Below are 16,294 nucleotides of genomic sequence, written 5' to 3'. Positions count from 1 at the left end.
CCGTGTCGGCACCCCGGCGAGGTCGAGAGGTGCGCCATCATGGGAAGGGCGCCGGGCGGCGGTAACCTATTCTCGGGGCCACGCATCCGTGTCAGCGAGCCGAGGGAGCGCACACCATGTCCGAGTCGCAACCACGTCCTGCGGAGCCTTCTCGCGAAGCGATGACGGACGCGGAGCGCCCACTCGAACCGGCCCGGGCGGACACCGGCCGGACGCGACTCGGAGAGCTCGGGGTCGCCGTCGCGGCGGTCTCCATGCTCTACCAGACGGGGCTCTTCTACGTGGTGCTGTTGCACGACGGCGTAGTGCACAACCAGTATTCCATCCACCGGCCATCCGCTGAACGGCACGGTGAAGTCGTTGACCTTCACCAGCCCGGTCATCACCACGAAGGTCCGGCTGGTGTGCAAGGACGCGCCGTACTGCCGCCTGCGGGAGCTCAAGCTGATGGGAACGCCGGGCGCCGTCCTGCCCACCGGTCCCACCACCTGCGCGGCGGGCCAGCAGACCGTGGCGCGCGGCCCCCGCTATGACGCGGCGGTGTTCCTCCCGGAGCACTACAACGACGACCGCACCACGCACTGGCCGCTCATCATCGCGCTGCACGGGATTGGCGGCTCGACGCTCAACCTCGAACACACGGCGGTGCTGAGCAACCCCGAGGGTCTGGCGAAGCAGCTCAACTCGGCCAGCTTCCGCGCGGCGATGCAGGCGATCGTCATCTCTCCCAATCAGCGCATGCCCGTCACCAACAGTGGCAATGGCTGGTTCAATGCCAACACGTTGATGGCGCTGCTGGAGGACGCGAAGAAGAACTACCGGGTGGACGCGGACCGCGTCTATTTCACGGGCCTGAGCGGCGGTGCCAACACCAGCATCGAGCTGGGCATGACCCAGACAGCCCACCTGGCGGCGATCGTCCCCATCGCGCTGACCTCCACGCCGACGAACGACCCGAATGTCTGCGTGCTGAAGCCGCTGCCCATCTGGGCCTTCCACGGGGCCCTGGACACGCCCGGACGCTCCACCAACCTCAAGCTCTGGCTGGACACGAAGTGCGGAGCGGGCGCGAGCGCGATGCGGGCCGTCACCGTCTATCCCAACGGCGGCCACAACGGGGCGACCTGGGACACGGCCTACGCCGACCTGTCCCTCTACGACTGGTTGTTGCAGCAGCGAATCAGCGACCGGCAGTAGGCGTCCCGGATTCTTGCCGGGATCGACTTGCATTCCAGGTGGCCAGGGGAGCAACGTGAATGCATCACCCCGATGGGAGGCATCAGATGCGCAAGCTTTTGCGGTTCCTGCTGGCCACCTCCGCCGTCCTCACACTCGCCCCGATCGCCTCAGCCCGTGCGGAATCATGTGAGACCGCATGTACCTGTGCGACTCCCTGCAACACGTCCTGCACCCATGATCAGGGCGGGTGGATCACGTGTAGCCGGTGGGGAGGAGATTGCATCGGCCGCTGCTTCAAGCCGGAATCCACACCTTCGGTGGCCACCCGCGACGAAGAGCCGCGGGACGAAGCATCCGGCCAGGTCTGCAGTGAGGAGCATCCGGAGCAGGAAGGCTCCGCCGCCATCAAGAGCTGAACCCCGCAGCGACTCAACGCCCGGCGCAAGGCAAGGCGCCGGGCCGCGAGCGCACCTCAGTTCCGCTGGGAGACAGGCCGTGCCCAGAACACATCCCAGGTCCAGTCCGGGAAGGTCTGCCTGGGCGTGGTGATCCGCACCCGCACCTGGGATGCGGCGACCTGGGCACCTTGTTGTCGCGCCTCGTCGAACAGCTGGGTGCGCAGGCCGGGGCCATCGACGTAGCTCGCGAACAGAAAGCCTGACTCCCCCACGGGCTCGGGTGGGGCGGAGAGGGCGGGCTCGGCGGGCTTGAGCCCCCAGTCCTCCAGAACGTCCGGATACACCTCGTCCAGGTCCATCAGCTCGACGCGGACGCCCCGGGCCCCACAGGGACAATCCCAGCCGATACCGCCCTCCAGCATGCCCGAGGCGAGCGTCCGTCCGCGCGCGGGTGCGCCGCACAGGCCACACCTCACCGGTGCCACGTCGCCCACCCGCTGGCCCTGTTCATCGAAGAGGAGGTGGAGCACTTCCGTGGGTTCGGGCTTCATGGACGCGGTGAATCAGAGCATGGGGGAGAAAGGCTTCTTGAGGGTCAGCGTGAGGCCAATCTCCCGGCCATACGGGAGGCGGCCCGACAGGTCCCGCCCGTCCTGGAAGGGGAGGCTGAAGCGGACGCCCACGGAGCCGTAGACGAAGCCGAGGAAGGGCGCCAGGTGGAGCGACGTCGTGGGCCGGTGGGCCGCCGTCCCCGTCTCGTGGGCCACGCCGGTCTCCAGTCCGAAGATCAGGAAGGTGCCCTGGACTCCACCACACAGCCGCGCGTGGTCGCCGTCCATCCACTGGCCCTGCCCGAAGACACCCACGGCGCCTGACTTGAAGGAGCGCGTGCTGTTGTTGTGCATCGCCAGGTTGAGCGTGGACTCCAGGCCCACGCCCCAGGTGGAGTCCCCCTGGCGGCGGCTCGCGCTCAGCAGCGGGCCCACCGTGAACCAGGGTTGCGGCGAGCCGTCTTCAGGCGACGCGGCAGGGACCACCAGGGCGAGCAGGGCAAGGGCATTCATCGCGTCAGGATACGCGGGAGACTCCCTGTCGCCCGGATTCCCCTCCAGACACTGTCCATGCAGGAGGATGCGTTACGCTCTTCCCCATGGCTCCCTCACCCTTCCAGGCGGAGTTCCGCGTTCTCATCGGTCCTCCAGAGCATGGAGGACCGGAGCGCCTCGGAGAACCCCATCTCGCCCCGGGTCGAAGTGGCGTTTCTTCCCTTCGCCCAATCCCTGGCGCGGCAGGGGCTTGCCTTCCTCGCGTGGGCGGAGCGGGTGCTCACGGCGGTCGACGCGCGTGAGCCTCCGGTGCCGGCTGCCCTCAAGACGGAGTTCAGCCGGGCCCTGAACCTTCCCCGCGACGTCCTGGAAGAGGTCGCCTCCAAGGTCGGCGTGACGGCTACCGGGGGATGAGGATCACATCCTCATCCTGTTCCAGCTGGTACGTTCCGTCAGGCTGCTGGCACCGCTCGGCATGCGCGCGGATTCGAGCATCGAGCCTTGCCGCCTCGTCCGGGTTCAGGGCCGCCAGTTGCGCGGCCGTGTAACACCCCTCCAGCACGAGGAAGCGGCAGAGCGTGTACATCTCCTCGAAGGTCTGCGCGGCGAACCCGCTCATCGTCGCGATCGCCTCGTGGGGCAGGTGCTTCCGCCGCAGCTCGGCGACGACCTCCTCGCTGAAGTGCAGGGTGTCGGAGAACTCGCGGCACATCGCATGGGTCGGCCCCCGGGCGGCGGCCATCACAATCAGACAGCTGCCGCCGGGCCGCACGAAGCCGAGCAGTCTGTCAATGAAGCCGCCCCATTCTGAGACAGGCACGTGATACAGGACGTGCGAGCAGACGACCAGGTCATATCTGTCATTGGAGGCGTACCGCTCCAGGGAGGCAGGGACGACCGTCGCCTTCTCATGATGGAAGCCGGAGCTCTGCTCGGGGTGGGGTTCGAGCAGGGTGAGCGAGCCGAAATGCGGAGCGAGCCGTTCCGCGACCTTGCCCGCCCCCGCTCCGACATCCAGCAGGGTGGGGTGCTCGGGGAGACCTGGGAACAGTCGCTCCGTGACGATCTGGTGGATGTTCGTCGGATGCCTTGCGGACGCAGCGAGCAGGCGGAACGCCGTGGCGTACTCCTGCGGTGACATCGTGATTGCCATGATTCCCCCGGTGTCGGGACGACTGCCGGGGGGACGCTATCATTCCGTCGCGCGGGGGGCCCGGAGACCCGGCTCCCTAAGATCTCTTCTGGGCGCGAGCCCGGGTCGGCTCGGGTGCCTTCCCAGAGGCAGCCTTCGATGCGCCTCCGACAAACTCCGCCAGGTGCTTGCCGGTCAGCGTCGACTTCGCCGCGACCAGGTCGGCCGGGGTGCCTTCGAACACGATGCGTCCGCCGTCGTGGCCCGCGCCCGGCCCCAGGTCGACGATCCAGTCCGCGTGCGCCATCACCGCCTGGTTGTGCTCGATCACGATGACGGACTTCCCGGAGTCGACCAGCCGGTCCAACAGCCCGAGCAACTGCTCGAGGTCGGCCAGGTGCAGGCCGGTGGTCGGCTCATCGAGCACGTAGACGCCGCCTTCGTCCCCCATGTGCGTCGCGAGCTTGAGCCGCTGCCGCTCTCCACCCGACAGCGTGGTGAGCGGCTGGCCGAGCCGGAGGTAGCTGAGGCCCACGTCGGCCATGCGCTGGAGGATCGCGGACGCGGCCGGCGTCTGCGCCTTGCCTGAGCCAAAGAAGGCGACCGCATCCTTCACGGGCAGGTCGAGCACCTGGGCGATGTTGAGCCCGCCGAGCTTGTACTCCAGCACCGACGCCTGGAACCGCCGGCCTTCGCAGTCTTCACAGACCGTGGTGACGCCCGCCATCATCGCCAGGTCGGTGTAGATGACGCCGGCGCCGTTGCAGGTCGGGCAGGCGCCTTCGGAGTTTGCGCTGAACAGGGCAGGCTTCACGCCGTTGGCCTTCGCGAACGCCTTGCGGATCGGCTCCAGCATGTCGGTGTACGTCGCCGGGTTGCTCCGCCGCGAGCCGCGAATCGGAGCCTGGTCGATGGACACCACCCCGTCCCGGTTTCCCACCGAGCCATGGATCAGCGAGCTCTTGCCCGACCCGGCCACGCCGGTCACCACCACCAGCACACCGAGCGGGATGTCGACGTCGACCTTCTTCAGGTTGTGCGTGCTGGCGCCGCGCACCTTCAAGACGCCAGACGGCTTGCGCACGGACGACTTCAGGGCAACCCGGTCGCTCAGGTGGCGCCCCGTGAGCGTGTCGCTCGAGCGCAGCGCCTCGACGGTGCCTTCGAAGACCACTTCGCCACCGGCGGTGCCGGCTCCGGGGCCCAGGTCGACGACGTGGTCGGCGATCGCGATCATCTCCGGCTTGTGCTCGACCACGAGCACGGTGTTGCCCTTGTCGCGCAGCCGCAGCAGCAGCTCGTTCATCCGCTGGATGTCGTGCGGGTGCAGTCCGACCGTCGGCTCGTCGAAGACGTAGGTCACGTCGGTGAGCGAGGACCCGAGGTGGCGGATCATCTTGGTGCGCTGCGCCTCACCGCCCGACAGCGTGCCGGCAGGCCGGTCGAGGCTGAGGTAGCCCAGGCCGATCTCCACGAACGATTCGAGCGTGTGCCGCAGCGACGCCAGCAGCGGGGCGACGGACGGCGAGTCCAGGCCGCGCACCCACTCGGCCAGGTCGCTGATCTGCATCGCGCAGGCGTCGGCGATGTTGATGCCCTTGATCTTGGAGGACCGGGCGGCCGCGCTGAGCCGGGTGCCCTTGCATTCGGGGCAGGAGGTGAACGTGACCGCGCGCTCCACGAACGCACGGATGTGGGGCTGCATCGCGTCCACGTCCTTGGACAGGAACGACTTCTGGATCCGCAGGATGAGCCCCTCGTAGGTGAGGTTCATCTTGTCGACCTTCACCTTGGTCTGTTCCTTGTAGAGGAAGTCGTGGAGCTCCTGCTTGGTGTACTTGCGGATCGGCTTGTCCGGGTCGATGAAGCCCGAGGCCCCGAAGATGCGCACGAGCCAGCCGTCCACGTTGTAGCCGGGGATGGTGAGGGCGCCCTCGTTGAGCGACTTGCTGTCGTCGTACAGCTGGGTCAGGTCGATGTCGTTGACCTGCCCCATGCCCTCGCACTTCGGACACATGCCGCCGGTGACGTTGAAGACCTTCTTCTCCGTCTTGCTGCCCTCGCCCTTCTCGACGGTCATCTCGCCGGTGGCGCGGACCGACGGGACGTTGAAGGAGAAGGCGTTGGATGAACCGATGTGCGGCTTGCCCAGGCGGCTGAACAGCACGCGCAGCATGGCGTTGGCGTCGGTCGCCGTGCCGACCGTCGAGCGGGAGTTCGCGCCCATGCGCTCCTGGTCGACGATGATGGCGGTCGTAAGGCCTTCCAGGACGTCGACCTCGGGCCGGCCCAGCGTGGGCATGAAGCCCTGGACGAACGCGCTGTAGGTTTCGTTGATCAACCGCTGCGACTCCGCGGCGATGGTGCCGAACACCAGCGACGACTTGCCGGAGCCGGAGACGCCCGTGAAGACGGTGAGCCGCCGCTTGGGCAGCTCCACGCTGACGTCCTTCAGGTTGTTCTCGCGAGCGCCCTGGACGCGGATCAGGTCATGGCTGTCCGCGGGGTTCGAACGGCGCTGAGCGGCGGTCTTGTCGGAGGAGGTCATGGGTCCATTTTCTCCAGCAGTTGTTCGAGGCGGTCGACGCGCTCCGACCAGAACGCGCGGTAGTGCGCGATCCAGTCGATGAGCGGCTTCATTCCGCGAGGATCCACCCGGTAGTAGGTGCAACGTCCTTCACGCCGGCCCTTCACCAGGCCAGCGTCCTTCAACGCCGCGAGGTGCTGAGAGACCGCGGGCTGCGAGATGTCGAATCGCGCCGTGAGGTCCTTCACCGCCGCTTCGCCACGCGTGAGTGACACGAGAATCGCCCGGCGGTTCGGGTCCGCCAGCGCCTGGAAGATCTTGTTCTCGGCCACGGCCACACGCTGCATGCGCAACGCATAAGTCGATGCTTATGCGTAGTCAAGCCGACCCTATCTCTCCGCCACGGCCAGGACGAAGCGCGCGTAGCCCAGCTCCGCCGCGTTCTTCATCAGCTCCAGGTTCACCCACGCGACGATGTCCGCGAAGGGCCTGCCCTCCAGGGGCCAGCGGGTGCGCTTCGACGCGTGCAGCTCTGCGTCGTCCAGACCCATGACGGAGGTGCGCCACTGGTCGTGCAGGCGCGCAATCCAGGCCTGGACGCCCTCGGCTGTTCCGGGCCAGTGCACGTCCTCGCGCTTCAGCGACCCGGTACCGAACGAGTGGTCGTGCACCATCGACCACCAGAAACCCATGTGCCAGGTCAGCCAGGCGATGGACGCGGGCCCGATGTCATAGCCCTCCGACTCAGGCCACTCCGCGCGCCAGACGCCGTCCGTGCCTTGCTCCACGTGCAGGCCCTTCCGCGCGGGGCGCTGGAGGCACTCCTGCGTCGTGAGCCCGTTGAGATGGTATTGGGTGAGCGCCCAGGCCGTATCCAGCTGCGTCAGCAACACGCTTCGAAGGCCACCGCTCTCCTGGTTTTCCATCCAGCGAGCCTTCCATGGCGGAGGACGTGCCTCAAGCAGGGGCTGCCCGCCCTCGACCTGCCTGAACAGCTGGGTCGTGGCGTCCGCCTCCTGTCCTTCATCCGATGGGAGCCGTGCGAACGCCTCCAGCCAAATTGCGGCGATCATCCGCGTGCGGCTCCTCTGGAGATGGGGATTCTGAACTCGCGCTCACAGGGGCGAGGCGGGTAACGAACCCATGAGGTTCTGGTCAAGCGCTATCTCGCACCAGTCATCCAGGGTCGTTTTGTATAGACAATCGAACGCTAGAATCGTAGCGCGGCATTGGCATGCAATGCATGCTTTCCTGGTGGGGCAGAGGCCAGCTTTCAATATAAAATCAAGGCGGGCGAAACCCTGGGGCGATGGGGGCGGATTGGGTCTATGCACGCATCAATGATCAATGAGCCCCTGGCCGCCAGGACGAGCGTTCATGTCGAAGAGCGCGGGTGGTTGTCATGGCGCTGATGGTGGAGGCACGACTGCAGGCCCTCGCGACTCAAGAGCTTGAGGAACTCGGACGTGCCTCTCCCGGTTCCGAGGACCTGATGTCGACGCTGCCGCGTCTGGAGTCACAGGCTCGGGCAATGTTCCTGCTCGAGGAGCGGGAAGTCCCAGAAGTGCGGCACGTCCTCTCGCAGCATCGTCGGGCATGGCTTGAGTTCATTCGGTCAGACCTGCCAGCCGTGATCTGGACGGGCATCGACGCTCCTCAAGCAAGTGAGCAATTGATGGTCGTTTGCGAGCTTTTGAGTGGCGGCTTGCTCTCGGCCATCGCAGCCGGAGATGAAGTGGCGGTCGCCACCTTTCGAACACGCTTCTTCGAACTCGCGCTCCCCGAACCTGACCTCTCACTCGCGACGCTGTTGCTGACGCGGCAACTCTGCTTGCTTGCGGGTCTGGAGTTCGATAGCGCGGCGAATGAGATGGAGGAGGCCTGGTCTGAGTGGGTCGAGGCGGAGCTTGTCCATCCGGCGGATGCATTGTGGAGTGGCTTGAGAGGGATTGCGGTCAATGATGTGGCCCGGGTCCAGGATGCACTCCTCGAGTTGTCGACGACTCGGGACGCGGCGCTGCATCATGCGGCCCAGAGTGGATGGGTGCTGCGGAGTACACTGCCCGTGGCGCTGACGCTTCAAACGAACGCCGCAGCGCTGGTGAGGCTCGCCCGGCTGAGAGGCATGGGGCCACTGCTGCCCGTCGGACGGTTCTTGGTGCCAAAAGCGGAAGCGCTCTGGCAACTGGATGGATGAGGACCGAATGCCGCGGAGTAGTCTGCCCGGCATGCCGCTGAAGGTGATGACGCTCAACATCCTGATGGGAGGCGAGGAGCGGATGCCGCTGCTCCTGGCCCTCATCGCCCGTGAGAACCCGGACGTGCTCGTGCTGCAGGAGTGCCTGGGTTGGGAGGACGGCGAGCGGCTTCGTCAGGTCGCCGCCGCGCTCAACCTCCCCGCCACCGACGCCCACGTGCGGCTGGGCACCGCGCGGCCCCGCCCCAGCGGCAGCCGCTACCATGTCGCTGTCGTCAGCCGCTTGCCCCTGCGCTCGGCCCGCGCCCACGCCAATGCCCACTTCATCGGCCACTGCCTCCTCGAATGCGAACTGGAGACGGGCGCGGAGCCGCTGACCCTCTTTGCTGCCCACTTCGACTCCCACCATGAGGCCCTGCGCTTCGTGGAGGCGCGCTACCTGCGCTCCCTGATCGAGCCCGCGGCCTTCGGTGCGCTGGACTTCATCCTGGCCGGGGACCTCAACTCCCTGTCGCGCGCGGACCCCTATCCGGTGGATCTGGCCGATCGCGTCCGCCGCGCGCGGGTGGACAAGTACGGCCACCCACCACGCTTCGACGTCATCGACGACCTGGAGGCCTTCGGCTGGCTGGACACGCTGCGCCTCAAGCCGGGCTCGCCCCAGTGGGCCACCGCCCGGCGCCAACGCGAGGGGGAGGTCATCGACTTCCGCACCGACTACATCTTCGCCTCGCCCGTGCTGTCCCGGCGGCTGCTCGCGGCTCAAGTGGTGGACGTAGGCACGGCCTCCGACCACCACGCCCTGACCGCGAGCTTCAGCGACGCGTGAGGCACTCCCTCACGCCAGCTCGTGGCGCTGGAGGGACTCCGCCTCCGCCACGATGGCCGCGCGGATCTTCCCCTTCAGGGGCGCCTCGTTCTTGAGCACCTCCTTGAGGGCGGCTGTCTTCCCGTAGAACACCCAGGTGGAGGAGTGACTGCCTCCGCTCGGGGTGGAGACCCGCACCTCGAAGAAGCGCTCCAGCTTGCCCTTGTCCCCGCTCAGCGGAGCCACCCGGAGCTCGACGTCGCCCACGCCGTCCACGAGCGCGCCGCCCGCGAAGCGCGTGCTCAGCGCGGTGAACGCCCCCGTGTCGGGCACGCCCTGGAGCGCGCGCCCCGACAGCTCATGGAGCGCGGCGCCAATCGCCTGTTGCAGCTTCTGTTCGTTCAGGACGATCTGCATGGGGCTCCTCAGGGTTACTTGTATTTGGCCTTGATGGCCGCGATGGAGCGCTCGAGCGCCTGGATCCGTTCGATGCTCAAGACCGGACTCAGCCCCGGGGGCAGCGGGGGCGCGTTGGACGCCTGCCCGAGCTCCATCATGCGGGCGTGGATGTAGGCCTGGTTGAGGTACTGGAGGTATTGCGCCTGCTGCGCCTCGGTCAGCGCGGACATGGCGGTCTCCATGGGCTTGACCAGGTTCTGGAGCTCGACCTCCGCGGCCTTCGACACGTTGCGCACGAGCGGCTTGCCCAGCAACACGTCGTAGGGGATGTGCTCGGCGTTGGCGATCGCCAGCACGTCCTTGCCGATGATCTGCAGCTCGCCCCGGACCCCGTTGCCATGCTTCAGGTAGGCGCACACCACCGTGTAGCCGCTCTCCATCAACTTGGACTCGGTGATGCGCAGGGGAGGCTTCCCTCCTTCAAACGCCGCGAGCTGCAACGCCTCCAGGTGCTCGGCGGTGAAGTAGGGCTTCCCCCCGGGCCCATGGAGGTTGTTGATCTCGATGACCTCCACCTCCCCCAACCGGATGGCCTCCGCGAGCCGGTTCACCACCCGCGTCATCGCCGCCGGTGACGTGTCCGACAGGACGAGCCGCGTGCCAATGGCATCCCAGAGGTTGGTGATGGCCTCCTGGACGGTGGAGACCTTCGCTCCGAACCTGTCGACCGCGCGCTGCAACCGGTTGGCCGCGGAGACGGGATCCTTCGCGCGCGCCTGCACCGACCCCATCTCCTTGAACACCCGTGCAATCAGGTTGCGAGCGGGCGCCAGCTCCTTCTCGTAGAGGGGCGCGGCCTGCTCGGCGAGCTGCGCGATGGTCGGCGAGGGGGGCTTTTCGCGCTCACGCAGGCGTTTGGCGACCTGGCTGGGACCGGGCACCTTGGACTTGCCCGCCGAGTGATTGGCGGCGCGTTCCTTGAGCCACGACGCCAGGCGGGTCGAACCAAAGGCCTTCTCCACCGCGGTGCCCTTGAGCGCCTTGAGCGCGGCGCCAACGCCCTTGGCCGTGGCCCACATCGCCAGGACCTCGACCAGGACGCCCGCGAGGACCCCGATGGTCTCGGCCAGCTCGCGCGCCGCCTCGTCCAGCCGCTGCGCGTTTCCGCGCGCGTCCCACACCTTGCTGAAGAACTTCCCGAACGCGGAGCCAATCTTCTTGAGTGAGTTGAAGATCCAAGTGGCCAGGAAGGCCAACCCCATCCACTCCAGGAGCGCGAGCCCTACCTCGAACCCCACGGCCGCACCCGGCGCGGCACCCGCTCCGCCCGCGAGCGCTCCCAGCGCCGCGCCCACCGCCGTGCAGATGGCGAGGAAGAGGATGGCGCCCACCGCCATCTCGAGGAGCGCGATGAGGACGGTGCGCAGGGCCTGCTCGACGTGCCGCGTGACCGCTTCGGGGATGTACTTCAGCGACAGCTTGATGGCCTCCCAGATGTCGCTCAGCAGCTCGGCCACCCGCTGGAAGCCGGACGCGAACGCGTCCACCACGTTGGAGCTGTACGAGCCCGAGTTGACCGAGCCGCGCAGCCCCTTGGCGAACTCCTTGCTGGGGACCCAGATGTACGTGTCGGCCTTGAACTCGAGCGACTTCCAGCCCGCGGTGGTGTTGGGAATGGCCCGCCGGTTGACCTGGGCGAGCACGGCCACGAAGAAGCGCAGGTCCGCGCCCCATGCGTGCGCGACGTCGCCGTAGTAGGTCTCCGCGATGGCGATGGCCGTGCCACTCACGCCGCTGACGACCCGGTGGAGCCGGGCGTTCGGTTCGGGCATCGGGTGGCGTGGCGCGGACCAGACGTAGTCGGCGGAGACGAAGCCCACGCGCCCGTCCCGCGTGCTCACCGACAGCCAGCCGCCGGGCATCTGCGCAATCACCTGCACGGGCGTGTTGAACGCCAGGCTCCCGAGGACGTTGTTGCCCTGCTCGGGGCTGGAGCGCAGCTGGAGGGGCGGCGACTTGCTCCACATGACGATGCCCACCCCATGCGCTGGCGGGGCATCCGCGCCCGGCGGACGGACGGGGAGGGGAGAGGCGGGCTTGATGACCGTTGGGGCGTTGGCGCGCGTCAGCCCCACGAGCTTCCCCGTCTTGAACGCATCCGCCAGGCGCTGCTTCATCACGGGGTCGGCCGGCCACGTCGCGGAGCCCGGGGTCGCCGCGCAGGCGGTGTACATCTCCCGGACCGCCTGACGGTGCGTGCGCATCCACCCGTCGAGGCACATCTGCATCACCGCGGGAGCGACCCGGCGGCTCGTGTTCTTCGCCTCCGCGTCGTTCCACAGGACGACAACGTAGGTGGCCCCGCCGCCGGAAAGTACCCACTGCTTCGACATGGCTTCCCTTCAGGTGACGGGGGCGATGGATGCTAGCCAGTTGGGCAGGGGCGGACCAGGGGCGGGCCCGAAGACCTCGTCGCGTCTCGGTTCCAACGCAGAGAACGTTTGACGCGCGCGCCGAGGCTTGATCCTCTCCGAGGATGAGCGCTCACCCCATCGACTTCGACCCTCAGCTGGCCGCCCTCCTGCCCGCGCTGGAGGGGTATGTGCCCCGGAAGATGACGCTGGAGCAGCTGGAGCACTTCCGTGGCTTGAGCCGCGTGACCCGGGAGGACCTGATTGGCGACGCGAAGGTCCACTGCGTCGATTACAGCATCCCCGGTTATCAAGGCGCCGAGATCACGGTCTCGGTCATTGCCCGGCAGGGCCATTCGGTTCCGGGGCCGGCCGTCTATCACATCCACGGCGGCGGCATGGTGATGGGGACCCGCTTCGCGGGAGCGAAGCCGCTCGTGGACTGGGCGCTCCGGCATGATGCGGTCTGCGTGACGGTCGAATACCGGCTGGCGCCCGAGCACCCGGCGCCGACCTTGGTGGAGGACTGTTACGCCGGACTGGCCTGGATGGCGGCGAACGCCGACCGGCTGCGGTTTGATCCGAACCAGTTGGTCATCTTCGGCGGGAGCGGCGGCGGCGGGCTCGCGGCGGGGACCACGCTCCTGGCCAGGGATCGGCAGGGCCCGAGGCTGTTGGGGCAACTGCTGCAATGCCCGATGCTGGACGACCGCAATGAGACGGAGTCCGCCCGCCGGTATGACGGCGTCGGCGTCTGGGACCGCACCAGCAACCTGACGGCCTGGCGGGCGGTGCTGGGCGAGCGCCGCGGGGGCCCGGACGTGTCTCCCTATTCCGCGCCCGCGCGCGCAACGGACCTGCGGGGGCTGCCGCCGACCTTCATCGACGTCGCGGCAGGGGAGACGTTCCGAGACGAAGCCGTCGCCTATGCGCGCGGCATCCTCGATGCGGGCGGCGAGTGCGAGCTGCACGTCTGGGGCGGAGCCTTCCATGGCTTCTACGACATCGCGCCTCAGTCCGACGTGGCGCGCGCCTGCATTTCGACGCGCGACGCGTGGCTGGGACGGATGTTCGCCCGAGGTGCCGCGGGAAGGGCCACCACGCCTGTCCCGTGACTGTGATCAGGGTTGCGCCACGCCCGTCTCGTACGCCTTGAGGACGGTCTGGGCACAGGCGCGTGACTTCTCGCCCTCCTCGTTGCCGAGCTGACGGCTGCGCGCCAGGACCATGTACCGGGTCCTGGCGGCGTTCACCCACGGATAGAAGCCGAAGGCCCCCGCCGACGAGTGGCCCGTCACGGTCCAGGTGCCACTGACGCTCTCTCCTTCAATCCAGTGCCCGAGCCCGTAGTACGCCTCGCCCGCGCCGGACCACGGCGTGTGGGCCACGTTGGGGCCTCCCGGCCAGGCGGGGACGGAGTCCACGGTCAGCTTGGAGGACAGCGCGTTCTGGTTGTTGAGCAGCTTCAGGAGGAAGACGCGGTACTGCGCCGCGCTGCCGGAGAAACCTCCTGCCACGGCGACGTCGCTGTCGGACTCCGGGAAGGTGGTGCCCAGCAAGGGGTTGAGCCAGTCCATGACGCTCAGGAGGCCCGTGCCCTTGCGCGCGCCGATGTCATCCAGGGCCAGCTTCTGCATGTGCCCGCCGTTGTAGAAGAAGCGGCCGTTCTGGAGCAGGCGGTAGGTGACGTCCTTGAAGGAGGGCCCGTAGCACGCGGAGACGGTCGTCCCGGCGGCGTCACACAGGGTCGTGTTCTCGTCGATATAGCCGCTGGTGAAGTTGAGCCGCTTCTTCTCATCCGCGGTGAGGTTCGCGTACCCCTTGGACTGCACGTAGGCCCCCGCGTACAGCCACTTGCTCGCGGACGCGATGGGCATCACCGTCGTGGCCGTGACGCCGCTGCCTTTCGTGAAGCCGTAGAGCAGCCCGGACCCGTTGCCGAGCTCCCAATAGAAGTTGCCGAGCGGCTTGCAGCCCGCCGCGTTGTGGGCCGTGTCCAGCGCGGCTTGTTCGTACACGGTGAGGGCCGCCTGTGACGTTCCCCAGGTCACGCCATCGCCGGAGTCGAGCGTGTCCTCCGGGTGTCCACAGCCGGCACTGCCCAGGGCCCACAGCGCGCACGCCCAGATGAACTGCGTCGTTCCGCTTCGCTTCAAGGGGATTTCCTCCAGGAAAGCCCTCATGAACCCGGACCGCGCGCGGAAGTTGCGGTCAGAACTTGAAGTTCCATTGGGCAAGGTGCAGCAGGTCGCTCGCGCCTCCCGTGGGGATGCGCTCCGGCACGGGCTGGCGGTGCGCGGGAGCAGGCACGTCCACTGCGATGCGTTTGACCCCGGTGGTCTTGTCGAGACCTCCGCACCAGGTCTGCCAGCGCTCGCCATTCAGACGATCCCGGAAGCCGATACCCGCCACCTGGTCCGCCGTGGGCGGAGTGGGGGAGAGCAGGTCGAGGTACTCCATCCGGCCTCGCGGAATGCCCCGGCCGTCGGTGCGCACCTCATGGCAATAGGCGGCACCCCACAAGTCCTCGCGGAAGCGGATGGCGTACACACTGCCCGGCGTCGGAGGGCCGGTGATGGACTTGGGCCGGGGGCCGGCCGGGCTGGCCGTCTTGCGGCGCGCGGTGGGCGTTGCTGTTGGAGGGGTGGGCTCCGTCTTCGGTCTCTTGAGATGGCCGAACAGCGTGGCCAGGAGCGTCTCCTGGAGGCCCTCCTTCGCCGACCACCACGCCAGCGGCGCCGGCACCTCCACGCGTACCGAGGGTCGGCGGTCGCGCTCGATGGCGGGCGTGAAGCGGGTCATCAGGCCCGGGTGCTCGGGTGTCTGGAGGATGCCGATGAACGCGAGCGCCTCCAGCACGGTCCCGCAGCGCGAGGGACGGTTGGTGCTCAGGAGCCCGGCCTTGTGGAGCGCGGTGCGCGCCTGGCTGTAGCGCGCAGTGGGGGGCAGACCGCGCAGCAGGTCGAGCACCTGATGGAACACCCAGACATCCCGCGGTGTGGGCTTGGGCCAGGAGGAGGGCGGGCTGTCGATGGCGGCGCTCAAGGCGAGAACACCGTTGACCGGTTGGGCGTCGCCCCAGCCCGCGCCCTCCAGGTGACGGAAGTACGCGGCCTGGGTGGTGTCGATGGCGCCTGCCTCGAAGAAGCAGACGCGGCAGCTGCCGCCGCGCATGGACTCCTCGGCGTGGACCGGCATGGCGCGCCCGAGGACGGCGGCGGGCAGCACGGTCAACCAGGCGAAATCGGCGGATACCAGCGAAGCCACGAAGGCATCGGCCGCCGGGCGCAGGTCGACCTTCGTGGCGGACTGGCGCAGCTTGTCGATGGCTTCGTCATGTCCCCACTGGATGAAGACATTAGGCACCAGACCGGCGTCCCGCAGTTGCTGATGCTCCGCTTCCGTGAAGGTGGAGGGGATCCGGTGGCTGTAGCGGCCCTTCGCATCGAAGAAGCTGTTGCGCGAGTCGTAGACGCGGGCCAGCAGGGCCATGACGGCGGAATCGGGATGGATCATCTCAAGGGAGCGGCGCGGGAAGGGGCCCCCGTTCTATCGTAGCGAGATGGATTCCACCCGTGAACGCCAGCGCTACACCTTGTGGCAGCTGAACTCCGCGCGCTTCTTTCTGGCGGCACTGAAGACCGTCGGTCCGTTGACCCTCGTGTGCTCGGTGGGCTTTGGACTGTCGCAAGGCTGGCCGGGGCTCGACGTCATGGCCTTCGCGACCGGGTTGTTCATGTTCGGATTCCTCTTCGGCCTGTTCGGAATCCTCTTCCTGGTCTTCAAGGTGGATGCTCACGGTTCGACCTATTGCAAGGACCCCTTGATGCATCTGGAGCCGTCGGAGCACGACCTCTCCGCGCGAGATGCCTCCGGAGGGCTCCTGGGAAGGGTCTCCAGCGGCACCTTGCGCGTGGTGCACGTGAACGTGATGCAGGGGAAGCGGGGCCTGATGGGCGCGCTGCGCCTGGACCACGCGAAGGGCTCGGTCTGGCTCAGTCCCTACCAGTGGATCGGTGCCTGGCCGGGACTGAGGTCCGAGTCCTTCCACGAAGCGATTCATTACGTCGAGGATCCCCTGTTCGACGCGCTGTCTCGGCTCGCGGAATAGCGGGGCGTCACGGCCAGAAGCGGACCAGCCCCGGCTCCGGCACCGTCTTCGCGAGCAGACAGCCATTCGGCTCGCGGATGAAGCCA

16 protein-coding genes are annotated in these 16,294 nt (G+C 67.7%); 6 read left to right on the top strand and 10 right to left on the bottom strand.

Going from position 1 to position 16,294, the window contains the following annotated elements; genetic code table 11:
- Positions 1 to 351 precede the first annotated feature (351 nt).
- Entirely contained in the window at positions 352 to 1,197 is an 846-nt protein-coding gene (locus D7Y21_RS10600; protein WP_121712948.1) for a hypothetical protein, read from the top strand.
- Positions 1,198 to 1,651: 454 nt separating this feature from the next.
- Here the strand turns inward: D7Y21_RS10600 and D7Y21_RS10595 are convergent, their stop codons facing one another.
- Both D7Y21_RS10595 and D7Y21_RS10590 read right to left on the bottom strand, forming a co-directional pair.
- Positions 1,652 to 2,128 carry a hypothetical protein gene (locus D7Y21_RS10595; protein WP_121712946.1) on the bottom strand — a complete coding sequence of 159 codons (477 nt, stop codon included), beginning with the start codon at positions 2,126 to 2,128 and terminating at the stop codon, positions 1,652 to 1,654.
- 12 nt (positions 2,129 to 2,140) lie between these two features.
- Complete coding sequence (locus D7Y21_RS10590) at positions 2,141 to 2,641, bottom strand: hypothetical protein (protein ID WP_121712945.1); 501 nt, start codon at positions 2,639 to 2,641, stop codon at positions 2,141 to 2,143.
- A 141-nt stretch (positions 2,642 to 2,782) separates the two neighbouring features.
- On the opposite strand from D7Y21_RS10590, the gene D7Y21_RS10585 reads away from it, so the two are divergent.
- Positions 2,783 to 3,037 carry a hypothetical protein gene (locus tag D7Y21_RS10585; protein ID WP_121712943.1) on the top strand — a complete coding sequence of 85 codons (255 nt, stop codon included), beginning with the start codon at positions 2,783 to 2,785 and terminating at the stop codon, positions 3,035 to 3,037.
- On the opposite strand, the gene D7Y21_RS10580 is transcribed toward D7Y21_RS10585, so the two are convergent.
- The 4 genes from D7Y21_RS10580 to D7Y21_RS10565 all read right to left on the bottom strand — a co-directional run bounded on the left by D7Y21_RS10580 (position 3,024) and on the right by D7Y21_RS10565 (position 7,208).
- Positions 3,024 to 3,776 carry a bifunctional 2-polyprenyl-6-hydroxyphenol methylase/3-demethylubiquinol 3-O-methyltransferase UbiG gene (locus tag D7Y21_RS10580; protein ID WP_121712941.1) on the bottom strand — a complete coding sequence of 251 codons (753 nt, stop codon included), beginning with the start codon at positions 3,774 to 3,776 and terminating at the stop codon, positions 3,024 to 3,026. The genes D7Y21_RS10585 and D7Y21_RS10580 overlap by 14 nt on opposite strands.
- A gap of 76 nt (positions 3,777 to 3,852) precedes the next feature.
- Positions 3,853 to 6,303 (bottom strand): excinuclease ABC subunit UvrA, encoded by a 2,451-nt coding sequence (locus D7Y21_RS10575; RefSeq protein WP_121712939.1) that lies wholly within the window; start codon positions 6,301 to 6,303, stop codon positions 3,853 to 3,855.
- Positions 6,300 to 6,629, bottom strand: coding sequence for a helix-turn-helix transcriptional regulator (locus tag D7Y21_RS10570; protein WP_120565802.1), 330 nt, complete (start codon positions 6,627 to 6,629; stop codon positions 6,300 to 6,302). Before D7Y21_RS10570 ends, D7Y21_RS10575 begins: the two co-directional genes overlap by 4 nt.
- Positions 6,630 to 6,671: 42 nt before the next feature.
- Positions 6,672 to 7,208, bottom strand: a complete 537-nt coding sequence (locus tag D7Y21_RS10565; RefSeq protein ID WP_121712967.1) for a DinB family protein — start codon at positions 7,206 to 7,208, stop codon at positions 6,672 to 6,674.
- A gap of 476 nt (positions 7,209 to 7,684) precedes the next feature.
- On the opposite strand from D7Y21_RS10565, the gene D7Y21_RS10560 reads away from it, so the two are divergent.
- On the top strand, positions 7,685 to 8,479 hold the full coding sequence (locus D7Y21_RS10560) for a hypothetical protein (RefSeq protein ID WP_147469253.1): 795 nt from the start codon (positions 7,685 to 7,687) through the stop codon (positions 8,477 to 8,479).
- A 7-nt stretch (positions 8,480 to 8,486) separates the two neighbouring features.
- A complete protein-coding gene (locus D7Y21_RS10555; protein WP_233612052.1) occupies positions 8,487 to 9,308 on the top strand; it encodes an endonuclease/exonuclease/phosphatase family protein in 822 nt (273 codons plus the stop codon).
- Between the two features lie 9 nt (positions 9,309 to 9,317).
- Here D7Y21_RS10555 and D7Y21_RS10550 read toward each other — a convergent pair whose 3' ends face one another.
- Both D7Y21_RS10550 and D7Y21_RS10545 read right to left on the bottom strand, forming a co-directional pair.
- On the bottom strand, positions 9,318 to 9,704 hold the full coding sequence (locus D7Y21_RS10550) for a hypothetical protein (RefSeq protein WP_120565798.1): 387 nt from the start codon (positions 9,702 to 9,704) through the stop codon (positions 9,318 to 9,320).
- 14 nt (positions 9,705 to 9,718) lie between these two features.
- Positions 9,719 to 12,079: an SH3 domain-containing protein gene (locus tag D7Y21_RS10545; RefSeq protein ID WP_121712934.1), complete on the bottom strand. Its 2,361-nt coding sequence runs from the start codon at positions 12,077 to 12,079 to the stop codon at positions 9,719 to 9,721.
- Positions 12,080 to 12,222: 143 nt separating this feature from the next.
- Here D7Y21_RS10545 and D7Y21_RS10540 point away from each other — a divergent pair, with 143 nt between their 5' ends.
- A complete protein-coding gene (locus tag D7Y21_RS10540) occupies positions 12,223 to 13,212 on the top strand; it encodes an alpha/beta hydrolase (protein WP_121712932.1) in 990 nt (329 codons plus the stop codon).
- Positions 13,213 to 13,218: 6 nt separating this feature from the next.
- On the opposite strand, the gene D7Y21_RS10535 is transcribed toward D7Y21_RS10540, so the two are convergent.
- Both D7Y21_RS10535 and D7Y21_RS10530 read right to left on the bottom strand, forming a co-directional pair.
- Positions 13,219 to 14,253 (bottom strand): hypothetical protein, encoded by a 1,035-nt coding sequence (locus tag D7Y21_RS10535; RefSeq protein ID WP_121712930.1) that lies wholly within the window; start codon positions 14,251 to 14,253, stop codon positions 13,219 to 13,221.
- Positions 14,254 to 14,308: 55 nt separating this feature from the next.
- Positions 14,309 to 15,589 carry a hypothetical protein gene (locus D7Y21_RS10530; protein ID WP_233612051.1) on the bottom strand — a complete coding sequence of 427 codons (1,281 nt, stop codon included), beginning with the start codon at positions 15,587 to 15,589 and terminating at the stop codon, positions 14,309 to 14,311.
- A 70-nt stretch (positions 15,590 to 15,659) separates the two neighbouring features.
- Between D7Y21_RS10530 and D7Y21_RS10525 the strand changes: the two genes are divergently transcribed.
- Positions 15,660 to 16,208 (top strand): hypothetical protein, encoded by a 549-nt coding sequence (locus D7Y21_RS10525; RefSeq protein ID WP_120565793.1) that lies wholly within the window; start codon positions 15,660 to 15,662, stop codon positions 16,206 to 16,208.
- The last annotated feature ends 86 nt before the right edge of the window (positions 16,209 to 16,294 follow it).

The organism is Corallococcus sp. AB045 (genome assembly GCF_003668895.1).
In the GTDB taxonomy this organism is placed as follows: domain Bacteria; phylum Myxococcota; class Myxococcia; order Myxococcales; family Myxococcaceae; genus Corallococcus; species Corallococcus coralloides.
The sequence above is the reverse complement of the archived record's forward strand: the minus strand, read 5'-3'. Positions and strand labels throughout refer to the sequence as shown.